Here is a 13,412-nt window from a genome sequence, read left to right on the forward strand (position 1 = left end):
GTATGGGTGCACGGGCGATCATGCTGCAGGGTACTGGCTCGGATGTCGGCAAGTCGCTGCTGGTGGCCGCCCTTTGCCGCATCGCATATCGCCGGGGCATAAAAGTCGCGCCCTTCAAGCCGCAGAATATGTCGAACAATGCAGCTGCGTGCGCGGGCGGAGGGGAGATCGGGCGGGCCCAGGCTTTGCAGGCCCGAGCAGCTGGGCTCGAGCCTACGACCGACATGAACCCGGTCCTGCTCAAACCTGAAGGCGATCGCCGCGCGCAAATAGTGGTCGATGGGAAAGCTCTGCGCAGCGAAGAGGCGGCACTCTATATGGCTGAGCGGGGACAACTGCTCGTTCCTGTCCTGTCCGCGTTCGGCCGCCTGCGCAGCGCCTATGATCTGATCATTGTCGAAGGTGCGGGGAGCCCTGCCGAAGTCAACCTGCGCCGCGGCGATATTGCCAATATGGGCTTCGCACGGGCGGCGAATGTCCCGGTGGTTCTGATCGGAGACATCGATCGGGGCGGGGTGATCGCATCCATCGTCGGGACCAAGGCAGTGATCGATGTGGAGGATGCAGCGATGGTAGCGGGGTTCGCCATCAATCGATTCCGCGGCGATCTATCGCTGTTCGACGACGGTTTGCGCTTTATCGAGGAGCGTACTGGATGGCGGTCCTTCGGCGTCGTGCCCTGGCTGGCCTGCGCGGCGCGACTCCCGGCCGAAGACGCAGTCGTGCTTGATCGGTCAATTCCTGCTGGTCGAGGCATTGTCATTGCGGTTCCGATGCTGTCGCGGATCAGCAATTTCGACGATCTGGACCCCTTGCGTGCTGAACCCGATGTGGATCTGCGTTTTATCCCGCCCGGGCAACCGATCCCGCGCGAAGCCGACGCGATCATTCTTGCAGGAACCAAATCGACGCTGGCCGACCTTGCCATGCTGCGTGCGGAGGGATGGGATCATGACATCCTGTCCGCCTTTCGCGGGGGTGCGCATGTGGTCGGCCTGTGCGGCGGTTTCCAACTGCTCGGCTGCCGGGTCGAGGACCCCGAGGGACGCGACGGTCCTGCAGGTACGGCTGACGCTCTCGGACTTTTCGACATGAGCACCCGCATGACAGGAGAGAAAACCTTGCGTCCGACGTGTGGGACGACGCTGGCTCGGGGGATCGCCGTGAGTGGCTATGAAATCCATTCCGGCCAATCCACCGGCTTGGCTCTCGACAACCCGTTCTGTCGTTTGGAAGATGGCACGCATGATGGTGCTGTGAAGAACGGAGGTCGCCTGATCGGCACCTATCTGCACGGGCTTTTCAGCAGCGACGAATTCCGCGGGTATTGGCTCGAAGGGCTACGCAGTGGGCGGGTAAGTGTGCTCGACTATGAAGAGGGCATTGAAAACGCACTGGACCAATTGGCAGACGGCGTAGAGGCTGCGCTCGATGTCGATGCGCTGTTCGGGCTGGCGCGATGAATGCCTTGTGGTTGATGCTCGGCGGGTTGGTTCTGGAAACGATCTTCGGCTGGCCGGATGCTCTGGATAAACGCATCGGACATCCCGTCCGCTGGTTCGGCTGGCTGGTTGGCCGCACGGAAAGGTTCTCGAACCGCGAAAGCTTTGGCCGCACGGTGCGCATCTTCCTTGGAGGTATAACGACCGTTGTCCTCGTAGTGATTGTCTCCTGCGCAGGAATCGCTTTACAAGCGGTTTTGCCCCAGGGATGGGCGGGATATCTGTTGCAGTCCGTGATCGCCGCCAGCCTGATTGCGACCCGATCTCTTTACGACCACGTGGCGGCGGTTGCGTCTGCATTTTCTGAGAACGGCTTGCCCGCTGCTCGCGAGGCACTGAGCATGATAGTCGGCCGCGAAACGCGATCGCTGGACGAACATGGCATCGCGAGAGCGGCGATCGAAAGCCTGGCGGAAAACACCTCCGATGGCATTATCGCGCCTGTGTTCTGGGGCGCACTGTTCGGCCTGCCCGGGCTGTTCGCTTATAAGGCGATCAACACGCTCGATTCCATGATCGGACATCGCAGCCCGCGATTTGAGGCCTACGGAAAGGTCGCGGCGCGACTGGACGATCTGGCCAATCTGGTGCCTGCGCGGCTGACCGGTTTGCTGTTCTGTCTCGTCAGTTGCTCTCACAGATCTATCGAGGTGATGCTTCGCGATGCGTCCCGTCATCGCTCGCCCAATGCTGGTTGGCCGGAAGCAGCGATGGCTGGGGCATTGGGGACACGGCTTTCCGGGCCGCGGCACTATGGCGACAGTACTGCAAACGAGCCTTGGCTGAATGCAGAGGGGCGCGATCCATCTATGGCCGACTTGGCTCAGGCCCTTGCCCTCTACCGCTATGCAATCGCGGTGACGGGGTTTAGCTTGCTGGCGCTGGGGTGGGTTACCTCCCGATGACGCGATACGACTATATAAACGGGCACGGCGGACAGATCGATGCCATGGCACGAGCATTCCCAAATGCACCAACGCCCTGGCTTGATCTTTCGACTGGGATCAACCCTTGGCCATATCCCCTGCCAGCCTTGGCGCCGGAAGCTTGGGCGCGCTTGCCGGGTGAACAGGCGCGCATCAATTGCGAAGTTGCGATGGCAGTTGCGTTTGGCTGCAATCCGGGTGTCTGCCGTGCTATTGCAGGAACCGAAATGGTGATCCGCCAACTGCCGAACGTTCTTCATTCACGCCACATCGCCCTGCGATCTCACAGTTATGCTGACCACGCTACGACATGGGATGTCGCGGGCGCCGAACTACGGGAAGTCGAGCGGCCGCTGGAACTGGTCGACGAGGTCGATACCGTGGTGCTGGTCAACCCCAACAACCCCGACGGATATCGGTGGACGTTAGCAGAACTCGAGGAGGTCCGGGGGCGACTTGCTCAGCGCGGCGGGTGGCTGATTGTTGATGAGGCGTACGCGGATCTCGACCCTGCCGCCAGCATGGCGCCGTTCGCAGGACGCGAAGGGCTGATCATCCTGCGGTCGTTCGGGAAGTTTTTCGGGCTCGCAGGTACGCGCCTTGGCGCTGTGCTTGCCCCGCCTCATATCCTTGCATCGCTTGCTGAGCGATTTGGCGTCTGGGATGTTTCCGGTCCTGCCTTGGCGCTTGGTGCAGAAGCGTATGCCGATAAAGCTTGGCACGAAGCCACCCGCAGCCGTTTGGCAGATGCGGCGACCCGCTTACGGGAGGTGCTGGCAAATGAGGGGCTTCAAGATGTCGGAGGCACCGATCTTTTTCGGTATGTAAAAACCGGAGATGCGCAAGCTGTCTGGCGCAGACTTGCCCACCAAGGCATCGCCGTTCGCCGTTTCGAGGACCAGAGCACGGCGCTACGCATCGGCCTGCCGCCCGATGCGCAAGCATTGTCCCGACTGGCTAGGGCTTTGGCTGCTTCAGGGTGAGCGGAATTCCTGCGACGACGAGTTCTACGCGGTCACAGATTTCAGCAAGTCGCTGGTTCAGTCTTCCCTGTTCATCCCTGAATCGCCGGCCAAGCGCATGCTCGGGGACGATGCCTGACCCGACTTCATTGCTGACCAGAATGAGCCTGGCTTCGGCTTGGCCTAGAGCGTCTATCAACGCCGTCATTGCCGCGTCCGTGCCGCGGTCTGCCAGCATGATGTTCGAGAGCCAGATGGTGCAGCAGTCGATGACTAGAGTGCCCTGCGATTGCTTGGCGAGCGCCTCGGGCAAATTGAGCGGCGCTTCGATAGTTGTCCAACGCGCATCCCTCTCAGCCTGATGCAGCGAGATGCGTTCCTCCATCTCCGCGTCATAGGCTTGCGCCGTCGCAACGAAGATGTGGGGACCAAGCATCTCTTCCGCGAGAGCCAGCGCTCTGCGACTTTTTCCAGACCGGGCGCCACCGAGAAGCAGAGTAAGCTGGCCCATGTTTTGTGGTCTCTTCCCGGTTCAGGTGATTCGGATGTCAGAGGGCAACAGCTCAAGCCGTTATCCGCGTCAAGCTGGCACTGATCCGGTTTCAACCTTTCGTTTAAAGTACTGGCAAACAAAAAGGCGAGGCGTCCGACGCCCCGCCTTCATTGTAGATCAAACTGTGGCCGATCTTATTTTTCTGCGAGCTGGTAGGCCCCATCAACGCGCGTAAGCGAGCCCAGTGAGCCCTCTCTCAATGCCTCCGGAAGCAAGTTTTCCGGAAGGTCCTGGTAACACACGGGGCGCAGGAAACGATCAATAGCCAGCGTGCCCACTGATGTGCTGCGTCCATCGGAAGTCGCCGGGAACGGCCCACCATGGACCATGGCGTGGGTAACATCGACACCGGTCGGCCAAGCGTTCGCAAGGATACGCCCTGCGCGCTGCTCCAGCACTGGCAGCAGCTTTGCCGCTTCCTGATGATCGGCCTCGTTCAGGTGCAGAGTAGCCGTGAGCTGCCCTTCGAGGCTTTCGAGAATTTCTGCGACTTCGGAAAGATCGCTGCAGCGGACAATGATCGAGCTTGGCCCGAAGACTTCTTCCTCGAACCCGTTATCCTTGCGGAAAGCGGAAGCCGACACTGTATATACCTCGGCTCGGCCGCAGGCACTCGACCCTTCCTGGCCTACGCCAACGGGTTCGGCACCGTCGAGCGAGCCAAGGGTGGAGATACCTTTACGGTAAGCATCGCTGATGCCCTTGGTCAGCATGGTCTGCGCAGCAACCGAAGGAAGCGCTTCGCGTGCCTTGGCGATGAAACGGTCGGTCGCCTCTCCCTCAACCGTCAGCACGATGCCGGGGTTGGTGCAGAACTGACCTGCACCCATCGACAGCGACCCGACATAGGCTTCCGCCAGAGCTTCGGGCGCTTCTGCAAGCCGGTTCGGCAAGAGTACTACGGGATTGATGCTGCTCATCTCGGCAAAGACCGGGATTGGCACTTCGCGATTTGCCGCATGTTCCATCAACGCGAGACCGCCCGAGCGCGAGCCGGTAAAGCCGACTGCGGCAATTCGAGGGTCCTTGACGAGCGCTTCGCCGAGCTCGAAATCTGTGCCCGACAGCAGCGAGAAGACACCTTCGGGAAGGCCGCTTTCCTTCACGGCTTCCGCGATCGCTCCACCGACGAGTTCCGAGGTGCCGGGATGCGCAGGATGGCCCTTGACCACGACGCAGCAGCCGGCGGCGAATGCCGAGGCGGTGTCGCCTCCGGCAACCGAGAAGGCGAGGGGGAAGTTGCTCGCGCCGAAGACGGCGACTGGTCCCAGCGGGATCTTGCGCATGCGCAGGTCGGGTTTGGGCGGTTTGCGCTCCGGATTGGCATGATCGATCCGCAAACCTTGCCACGCACCGTTTTCCACTTCGTCGGCGAACAGGCGAAGCTGGCCGACAGTACGGCCGCGTTCACCGTTCAAACGGGCTTCGGGAAGACCGCTTTCGGCCATTGCGCGCTGGGTGAGTGTGTCTCCGAGCGCATCGATCTTGTCCGCGGCGAGACGTAGGAATGCGGCGCGTTTGCCCAGTGCGAGGCTCCCGAACACTTTCTGAGCTTCTGCGGCTGCGGCACACGCAGCGGCAACATCCGATTTCGAAGCTTCGGCAAAATGTGGTTCGAGCTTGTCCCCGCTCGCGGCATCGACTGCTGTAAAACTGCGGTCACCGCCCCGCCATTCGCCTGCGATGTAATTTTTGCCTGTCAGCATGGGCATTCTCTCCTGGATTCAAAATCTGAGTGGATGAAAAGGCGACTTGCAAAGCCGCTATTTTCCGTCAAAGGTAGCGCTAACATATACACACGATTGTGCAACAGCACAGCAAGGGAGGGAATTTTGGAGAGAGTGCAGACAGGCGCCAATATGGCGCTGATTTCCGCAATTGTGGCGGTCGCTACCTTGGGCGGGTTTTTGTTCGGCTTCGATAGCGGGGTCATCAATGGAACTGTCGATGGCTTGCGGATTGCATTCGATTCGGATGACGTGGGTACGGGCTTCAATGTCGCGTCGATGCTGCTTGGCTGTGCGGTTGGTGCCTTCGTCGCCGGTAGACTTTCGGACATTCTCGGGCGCAAGCGCACCCTGCTGATCGCGGCGGCATTCTTTATCATCAGCGCCTATGGGTCTGGTATCGCTGGATCGTCGGGCGAATTCGTCGTCTACCGTATCATCGGAGGCCTCGCAGTGGGAGCGGCCAGCGTCTTGGCACCGGCCTATATCAGCGAAGTGACGCCGGCGGCCATGCGTGGCAGGCTTTCGAGCTTGCAACAGGTTATGATCATCGTCGGTCTGACCGCCGCGTTTCTTTCCAACTATCTTCTGGCTGAATTTGCGGGCTCGTCGACCGACCAGTTCTGGCTCGGTTTCGAAGCCTGGCGGTGGATGTTCTGGATGGAGCTTATTCCGGCGACGATTTTCCTCCTGGCGCTGTTCTTCATACCTGAAAGCCCACGTTATCTGGTCACCAGGGGCGAACGCGACAAGGCTCACTCGGTGCTGTATCGCCTGTTCGGCGACGCTACGGCCAACCGCAAGGTGGGCGAAATCGAGACCTCGGTGTCGAATGACCATGCGCCTCGTCTCTCGGATCTTCTCGACAAGAATACGGGCAAGGTCCGCCGCATTGTGTGGGTTGGGATCGGGTTGGCCGTGTTCCAGCAACTGGTTGGCATCAATGTGGTGTTCTATTACGGTGCTGTCTTGTGGCAGGCCGTCGGCTTCAGCGAATCCGATGCGCTCAAGATCAACATCCTCAGCGGCGCCATCTCCATCGCCTCTGTCCTGCTCGCCATCGCTCTGATCGACCGCCTGGGCCGAAAGCCTCTGCTTCTGATCGGTTCGATCGGCATGGCAGTCACTCTTGCGATCATGGCGCTCGCTTTCATGAGCGGGTCACTTGTGGATGGAAAGCTGCAGCTTTCCGACGGAGCAGGTCTTGCGGCACTCATCTCCGCAAACATCTATGTCGCATTCTTCAACTTCAGCTGGGGCCCCGTGATGTGGGTCATGCTGGGCGAGATGTTCCCCAATCAGATCCGCGGATCGGGGCTCGCAGTGAGCGGCTTTGCCCAATGGGTGGCCAATTTCGGCATTACGATGACCTTCCCGATTATGCTGGCGAGCGTTGGACTGACGGGAGCCTACGGGTTCTATGCGATCAGCGCTGCCCTTTCGGTCATTTTCGTCTGGATGATAGTCCGCGAAACCAAGGGTCTCGAACTGGAGCAGATGGAAGGGTAAACGCTTTGCATTCTGGCCGTGCTCTGGTTCGCTTAGTCTCGTGCTGATAACATTTATCTCATGACGTGGCGCGACCAGGGCAGGTCAGGCGAGAAGGGGAAGCAACGCGTAGTCGTGCTAGGCGGTGGTACGGCTGGGTGGATGACCGCCGCGGGCCTCGTACGCTTGCTGGCGGAAGCGGTGGAAGTCCAGCTAATCGAGAGCGAAGATATCGGCATAGTAGGCGTGGGTGAGGCAACTCTACCGCATCTCCGGGGCTTCATCGAAACGCTGGGCATCGACGAAGCTGCGTTCATGGAAGCCACGCGGGCGACCTTCAAGCTGGGCATCGATTTTCGGGATTTCGGACGGATCGGGGAAAGTTACATCCATCCTTTCGGTTCCTTCGGCGAAGAACTGAACGGCGTCGCTTTCCACCACTACTGGCTCGAATTGCGCGAGCATAGTCTCGCTGGTCCGCTTGGCGACTATTCGCTGGCGGTAGCCGCAGCTTTGGCCAATCGGTTCTGTCCCCCTGCGGCCGATGAAAGCCTCGCTTCCACCTATGGCTATGCCTATCAATTCGATGCCACTCTTTTCGGGCCCTTTATGCGAAGTTTCGCCACAAACGCTGGCGTCACTCGCCATGAGGGCAAAGTTATTGCTGTTCGGCGTGACGGTTCGAGCGGAGATGTAACTGCGCTCGAACTTGAAGATGGCAGGATTATCGAAGGTGACCTGTTCATCGACTGCTCCGGCTTTCGCTCGCTGTTGCTGGGAGGAGAGCTCGAGGAGGAGTGGGAAGATTGGAGCCACTGGCTCCCATGCAATCGCGCCGCTGCGGTGCCATGCACCCACTCGAGTGAAGACATATCGCCGTACACCACAGCAACCGCGATGCCGGCAGGCTGGCGCTGGGAAATTCCATTGCAGCACCGCATGGGCAACGGCTATGTCTACTCAAGTACGCATCTCAGCGATGAGGAAGCGTGTGAAGCCATTCTCTCCAATGCCAATGGCCGCCCGCTGGCCGACCCCCGCATTCTTCGCTTCCGCCCAGGAAGAAGGCGACGCTCATGGTCGCACAATGTGATCGGAGTTGGGTTGGCGAGCGGGTTCCTCGAACCGCTGGAATCCACGTCGATATATCTGGCGCAGATGGCAATCACCTATCTTGTCGAGCTGTTTCCCGTCGAAGGCAAAATTGAACCGCAGGACAGAGAAGAATTCAATCGGCTGGTCGATATGGAGTACGATAGAATTCGGGATTTTTTGATCCTGCATTACCATGCGACATCACGAGACGATTCCGATTTCTGGAATGACATGCGGACGCTGCGAGTGCCCGATACGCTCGCCGACAAAATCGATCTTTGGCGCAACACGGGCCGGATTGCGAAATACTCGGAGGGCCTATTTTTCGAACCTAGCTGGATCGCGGTCTATATTGGCCAGGGTGTGATACCCAACCGGCATGACGCCCGCCCGGGCGTGCTCGACCGGACGAAACTCGCACGTGCGGTTGATCGGCTTGCCCAGGCGGTAAGCAAGGAAGCGCAAAGCATGCCGCGTCACCGGGATTTCCTGAGGGCCGATCCTACGCGGATCGCACAAACGGGATGAGCGAGGCGCGCGCACCCCTGCGTCGTGTCGTCGTGGTTGGGGCAGGGCAAGTCGGCATCATAACAGCCATCGCGCTCAAGCATGCCGTGCGAAGCTGCGAGGTCCTTATTGCGGGAGAGGTACCAGGCCCCGGATCGTTTTCCGATTGGTCCTCCACCTCGATGCCGTTCACGAACCACTTTCACGAACGCCTGGGTATCGCAGAGAGCGCGATTATCCAGTATGCAGCGGGAAGCCATCGTCTGCTCACCCGCTACCTTGGTTGGGACGGGCCCAATGATGCGGGGGTGTTCTGCTATGGCGATAGCCTCTCGCCCGAAGCGAAGGCGATGTTCCAATGTGGAGCGTCATTCGGCCGCAATTCGTATCTTGCCGAACGTCTTGTCGGCGCGGGACGCTTTGCCCGAACGGCGCCTGATCGCACCACGCCCTTGAGCCAAATTACGCATGCCCTTCGCTGGGATCCAGCTGCTTATCGAAACCTGCTTGCGGCGAAAGCCCGTCAGCTTGGGATTGCTTCGGTGCTTGGGCCGGTCACTTCTGTTGATTGCAGTCAGACAGGCTCGATCGAAGCAATCCATGTTGCCGGCAAGGATCGGATCGAAGCGGACCTCTATCTTGATTGCAGCGGCCCCTGCGCGGCTTTGCTGGCATGCCACCCCGACTTTGCCGTGGTCGACTGGGCGGACGCTTTGCCGACGCGCAAGCTCTATTCCGCGCAAGTCAACAGTCCTGCGGTCGACCTTGAAGACCGAACTTCGCTGTTTCAATCGGGCTGGCATTCGCGGGTTGCCGGGAGGCAAGGGGTTCGTATTTCTGTCGGTGTCGGCAAAAGCGCGAATGAGGAAGAGGTTATTGCAGCTTTAGGCGGCAAGCCGGAACTTCAATTAGATCTTGCACCTGGCCGGGTGAAGCGCCCCTGGCTCGGTAACGTCATTGCTGTGGGCGATGCCAGCTCACGGTTCGAGCCGCTTGGTCCTTGGAACCTTGAGCTTGCTCATCGACAGATCGACCTGCTGCTCAAACTGTTGCCGGGGCGTCGGATAGAGCCGCTTGAGCGCGAGGAGTATAACCGCCGGTCAACGTTAATGATGGAGGCAGTGCGCGATATTCTCTCTATTCATTTCGCCAGTTCTCGAGCGCGCACCGTTTTTGACGGGATGGCGCTGCCAGTTGGAGCGGCTAAGGTGATCTATCACTTTACCCGCCGTGGAAGAATTCCATTTCAGGAAGAATTCCCGCTCTCAGCGCAGGAGCAATTTTCCCTGTTGACCGCGCTAGGGCATGTACCGGGCACTTCTCCTGCGACCCGTCCGATCGATGAAACTCAAAAGATCAAGAACAAGGGCCAGCTTGATACCCTGGCGGCGGAGGCGTTGGCTTTTGCGCCGCCTTATGAAGAGTGGCTTGCTTGGGTCACGCGCCAGATCCCGATACCCGGTCAAGAACACCGTCGATAAATCGGTAAGGCCATGTTTGCCTGAAGAAATCTTTCTTCACATTGCCGTGCCAGGGGTTTTAATCGCACCACCTTGCCGCCGCAAAAACTTGTCCTGGGTTGGCATTTGCGAGACCGTACCTGCGATGGCCTCGCGGATATGCTGCAAACGTGCGAGCGTTTCCGTTCTGTCGAGCAGGCGCGCTGTCGGATGGTAGCGTCCAGGCGCAAGCCCCTGACCAAGCATGACCGCCGTCCAGCTTTCCTCGGTGAAGAGTTCGTTGTCTTCGCGGAAGATGCGGCCCGAGCTCCGGAACATCGCGATTTTCTCCGCCAGTCCGGCAGGCGCTTCGAGATTGCGGCAATAGCGCCAGAACTCGGTGTCCTCCCGCTCGCTGGCCTTGTAATGCAACACGAGAAAATCCCGGATGTCGCGGTATTCCTTTTCCGTTTCCGAATTGAAGCGCGCGATTTCGAGCTCCGAGAAGTCGTTATCGGGAAAAAGCGTCAGCAGGCGAGCGATGCCGGACTGGACAAGATGGATGGAGGTCGATTCCAGAGGCTCGAGAAAACCGGCGGATAAGCCAAGCGCCACGACATTCTTCTCCCAGGCGCGCGCCCTCCGACCAGCTGTAAAGCTCAGGTGCCGTGGTTCAGCCAGCACTTCACCATCCAGATTCTCTAGGAGGATGGCAGTCGCTTGCTCGCGGTCCATATGATCGGATGCAAAGACATGCCCATTGCCGATGCGGTGCTGCAGCGGGATACGCCATTGCCAGCCTGCAGGGCGCGCAGTTGACCGGGTCAACGGCTCGTTCCTTCCGCCGAGTGCGCAAGGGACGGCAACCGCGCTGTCGCAAGGAAGCCAGTTCGACCAATCGATGAATGGCACGCCCAAAGTCCGTCCAAGCAGAAGCGACCGAAATCCGGAGCAATCGATGAATAACTCACCGTGTATCTCGCTGCCGCTCGCCAGTTTCAGTCCGCTCACGAAGCCGGTCTCGGGGTCTTGAGCGATCTCGACGACCTCACCCTCAACTCGGCACACACCAGCTTCCCCTGCGATCCTGCGCAGGAATTGAGCATAGCGGCCGGCGTCGAACTGAAAAGCATAGGCGAGCCTGGAGATAGGCGAGCGCGGCCGGTCGGGACGCGGCCAATCGAACCGCCCAGCCTTTGCCGCCATTGCGGCTATGGAATACCGGTCGATCGGTTCGCCAGCTCCGAATTCCTGACCCCGCAACCAGAAATGACGGAATTCGATGCCAAGCATGTCGATGCCGAACGAACCGAACGGATGGATATAGGAATGGCCTTCCCGAACCCAGTCGACGAACTCGATCCCCAGCTTGTAGGTGGCATGGGTTTCACGGACGAAATCCATCTCGTCTACACCCAGCAAGCGATTGAAGCTGACGATCTGAGGGATAGTGGCTTCGCCAACTCCGACAGTGCCGATCGCTTCGCTCTCTACCAGTTCGATGGAGAAGCCGGGCAGCCCGCCCATAACCTTTGATAATACTGCGGCGACCATCCATCCAGCTGTCCCGCCACCCACGATAACGACCTTTGAAACCGGTTGGTTTTTCATGACGGTCCGGCGGACTGCCTCACGTCCGGTTCCGCAGTTTGGTGCCAGCTGCCGGACTGGCGAAGGAAGTTTTCGTGAAGAGGGAGCTTGCCTGCCGTTTCGCCATAGGCTTTCCGCATTTCCTGCATGGCAAATCCAATCTTCTGAGCGTCCAGCGTGTCGGCAATCGGATCATAATTACTTGGCCACAGGTTCTGGCCGAGCATCACCGCGATCCAGCTATTGGCTGCAAAAAGTTCGGCGTTCTCGCGAAAGACACGCCCGTGCAGTTGCCATAGCTCCATCTTGCGGGACAGGCTGTCTGGTACTGTCATATTGCGTACATAGCGCCAGAATTCGGTGTCGTCCCGCTGGGTCGCTTTATAGTGCAGGATGATGAAGTCCCGGATGTCTTCATACAGATCGGCCATCCCGCGATTATATTCATCCCGTTCAATCGGGCTGATGGGATTGTCCGGAAACAGGGCAAAGAGCCGCGCGATCCCGTTCTGGATCAGATGTATGCTCGTAGATTCGAGCGGTTCGATAAACCCGGCTGCCAAGCCGAGCGACACCACATTGTGATTCCAGGCCTTCCGTCTCATCCCGCTGCGGAACTTGAGCGTGCGTGGATCTTGAAGCGGGTTCCCTTCCACATTCTCAAGAAGGACTTCGAGGGCCTTATCTTCATTCATATGGTCGCTTGAGAAGACATGGCCGTTGCCCGTGCGATGCTGAAGAGGGATCCGCCATTGCCATCCTGCGCCGTGGGCAGTCGAATGCGTGAAGGGGGGCGGAGATGCCGGATTTGACGTGGGGATCGCAATTGCACGATCCATCGGGAGCCAGGCGCTCCAATCCTCATAGCCGGTGCCAAGCGTGTCTTCGATCAAGAGACCGCGGAAGCCGGAGCAGTCGATAAATAATTCACCATCTATCCGGTGGCCGCTTTCCAATAATACGGCGGTAACGTCCCCGCTCTCGGCATGACGTTCGACATGGGCGATGCGGCCCTCCTTGCGCAGCACTCCGCGATCTTCGGCAAACCTTCGCAAGAAAGCGGCGTAGAGAGCAGCGTCGAAGTGATAGGCATAGCGAAGCTGGTTCGCGAGCGATTTGGCCACCGGCGAAGGCCGCGCGAACCTGTTCTGGGCTGCGGCTACGGTGCACATCGAATAATCTCCGATCGAGCCCGCATCATTGCTTCGCGCTTTTTCCCTAAGAAATAGCTGATGAAATGGAATGCCGTGGAAAGACTGTCCGTAACTGCCGAACGGATGAAAGTATCGGTCGCCGACCTGCCCCCAGTTCGCGAACTCGATCCCAAGCTTGTAGGTGCCGCGGGTAGCCTTGAGAAATTCGTCCTCTCTGATCCCGAGCATGGCGTTGAATTTGGCAAGCGGGGGAATTGTCGCCTCACCAACGCCTACCGTTCCAATTGCATCCGATTCGACGAGTTTGATCGTCCTCTGTCCGTCGTCAAAGAAGCGTGACAAGGCTGCAGCAGCCATCCATCCGGCGGTGCCCCCGCCGACAATGACGACGCGCCTGATCCGTTTTACGTTACCGATACCATTACGTTTTGCCATCGGACCGATCCTCCCCGTTTTCGGACTATGACAT

10 protein-coding genes are annotated in these 13,412 nt (G+C 59.2%); 6 read left to right on the forward strand and 4 right to left on the reverse strand.

The window, feature by feature from the left end; translation table 11 throughout:
* Positions 1 to 2 precede the first annotated feature (2 nt).
* The 3 genes from ACI2I1_RS06245 to cobD are packed head-to-tail and all read left to right on the forward strand — an operon-like array spanning position 3 to position 3,411.
* The gene (locus tag ACI2I1_RS06245; protein WP_404678415.1) at positions 3 to 1,463 is read left to right on the forward strand and encodes a cobyric acid synthase; all 1,461 of its coding nucleotides are present in this window, start codon (positions 3 to 5) and stop codon (positions 1,461 to 1,463) included.
* The gene (gene cbiB, locus ACI2I1_RS06250) at positions 1,460 to 2,407 is read left to right on the forward strand and encodes an adenosylcobinamide-phosphate synthase CbiB (protein ID WP_404678416.1); all 948 of its coding nucleotides are present in this window, start codon (positions 1,460 to 1,462) and stop codon (positions 2,405 to 2,407) included. Before ACI2I1_RS06245 ends, cbiB begins: the two co-directional genes overlap by 4 nt.
* The gene (gene cobD / locus ACI2I1_RS06255; RefSeq protein WP_404678417.1) at positions 2,404 to 3,411 is read left to right on the forward strand and encodes a threonine-phosphate decarboxylase CobD; all 1,008 of its coding nucleotides are present in this window, start codon (positions 2,404 to 2,406) and stop codon (positions 3,409 to 3,411) included. The genes cbiB and cobD overlap by 4 nt, the downstream gene beginning before the upstream one ends.
* On the opposite strand, the gene cobU is transcribed toward cobD, so the two are convergent.
* Together cobU and ACI2I1_RS06265 are read right to left on the reverse strand one after the other, a co-directional pair.
* Entirely contained in the window at positions 3,386 to 3,901 is a 516-nt protein-coding gene (gene cobU, locus ACI2I1_RS06260; RefSeq protein WP_404678418.1) for a bifunctional adenosylcobinamide kinase/adenosylcobinamide-phosphate guanylyltransferase, read from the reverse strand. The two genes, cobD and cobU, sit on opposite strands and share 26 nt — an antisense overlap.
* 176 nt (positions 3,902 to 4,077) lie before the next feature.
* Positions 4,078 to 5,649, reverse strand: a complete 1,572-nt coding sequence (locus ACI2I1_RS06265) for an aldehyde dehydrogenase (NADP(+)) (RefSeq protein ID WP_404678419.1) — start codon at positions 5,647 to 5,649, stop codon at positions 4,078 to 4,080.
* Between the two features lie 96 nt (positions 5,650 to 5,745).
* On the opposite strand from ACI2I1_RS06265, the gene ACI2I1_RS06270 reads away from it, so the two are divergent.
* From ACI2I1_RS06270 to ACI2I1_RS06280, 3 genes are read left to right on the forward strand one after another with little or no spacing between them, the layout of a single operon-like run.
* Positions 5,746 to 7,179 (forward strand): sugar porter family MFS transporter, encoded by a 1,434-nt coding sequence (locus ACI2I1_RS06270; RefSeq protein WP_404678420.1) that lies wholly within the window; start codon positions 5,746 to 5,748, stop codon positions 7,177 to 7,179.
* Between the two features lie 60 nt (positions 7,180 to 7,239).
* Positions 7,240 to 8,781: a tryptophan halogenase family protein gene (locus ACI2I1_RS06275; RefSeq protein ID WP_404678421.1), complete on the forward strand. Its 1,542-nt coding sequence runs from the start codon at positions 7,240 to 7,242 to the stop codon at positions 8,779 to 8,781.
* On the forward strand, positions 8,778 to 10,241 hold the full coding sequence (locus ACI2I1_RS06280; RefSeq protein WP_404678422.1) for an FAD-dependent oxidoreductase: 1,464 nt from the start codon (positions 8,778 to 8,780) through the stop codon (positions 10,239 to 10,241). The genes ACI2I1_RS06275 and ACI2I1_RS06280 overlap by 4 nt, the downstream gene beginning before the upstream one ends.
* A gap of 36 nt (positions 10,242 to 10,277) precedes the next feature.
* Here ACI2I1_RS06280 and ACI2I1_RS06285 read toward each other — a convergent pair whose 3' ends face one another.
* Both ACI2I1_RS06285 and ACI2I1_RS06290 read right to left on the reverse strand, forming a co-directional pair.
* The gene (locus ACI2I1_RS06285) at positions 10,278 to 11,810 is read right to left on the reverse strand and encodes a tryptophan halogenase family protein (RefSeq protein ID WP_404678423.1); all 1,533 of its coding nucleotides are present in this window, start codon (positions 11,808 to 11,810) and stop codon (positions 10,278 to 10,280) included.
* Positions 11,807 to 13,378, reverse strand: coding sequence for a tryptophan halogenase family protein (locus ACI2I1_RS06290; protein WP_404678424.1), 1,572 nt, complete (start codon positions 13,376 to 13,378; stop codon positions 11,807 to 11,809). Before ACI2I1_RS06290 ends, ACI2I1_RS06285 begins: the two co-directional genes overlap by 4 nt.
* Positions 13,379 to 13,412: the final 34 nt, after the last annotated feature.

The organism is Qipengyuania sp. NPDC077563, assembly GCF_044901345.1.
Taxonomy (GTDB): Bacteria; Pseudomonadota; Alphaproteobacteria; order Sphingomonadales; family Sphingomonadaceae; genus Qipengyuania; species Qipengyuania aestuarii.

Coding starts and splice junctions, on each gene's coding strand:
- ACI2I1_RS06265 (WP_404678419.1), bottom strand. CDS start 5,649: ATGCTGACAGGCAAAAATTACATCGCAGGCGAATGGCGGGGCGGTGAC.
- ACI2I1_RS06245 (WP_404678415.1), top strand. CDS start 3: ATGGGTGCACGGGCGATCATGCTGCAGGGTACTGGCTCGGATGTCGGC.
- ACI2I1_RS06275 (WP_404678421.1), top strand. CDS start 7,240: ATGACGTGGCGCGACCAGGGCAGGTCAGGCGAGAAGGGGAAGCAACGC.
- ACI2I1_RS06290 (WP_404678424.1), bottom strand. CDS start 13,378: ATGGCAAAACGTAATGGTATCGGTAACGTAAAACGGATCAGGCGCGTC.
- cbiB (WP_404678416.1), top strand. CDS start 1,460: ATGAATGCCTTGTGGTTGATGCTCGGCGGGTTGGTTCTGGAAACGATC.
- ACI2I1_RS06280 (WP_404678422.1), top strand. CDS start 8,778: ATGAGCGAGGCGCGCGCACCCCTGCGTCGTGTCGTCGTGGTTGGGGCA.
- ACI2I1_RS06285 (WP_404678423.1), bottom strand. CDS start 11,810: ATGAAAAACCAACCGGTTTCAAAGGTCGTTATCGTGGGTGGCGGGACA.
- cobU (WP_404678418.1), bottom strand. CDS start 3,901: ATGGGCCAGCTTACTCTGCTTCTCGGTGGCGCCCGGTCTGGAAAAAGT.
- cobD (WP_404678417.1), top strand. CDS start 2,404: ATGACGCGATACGACTATATAAACGGGCACGGCGGACAGATCGATGCC.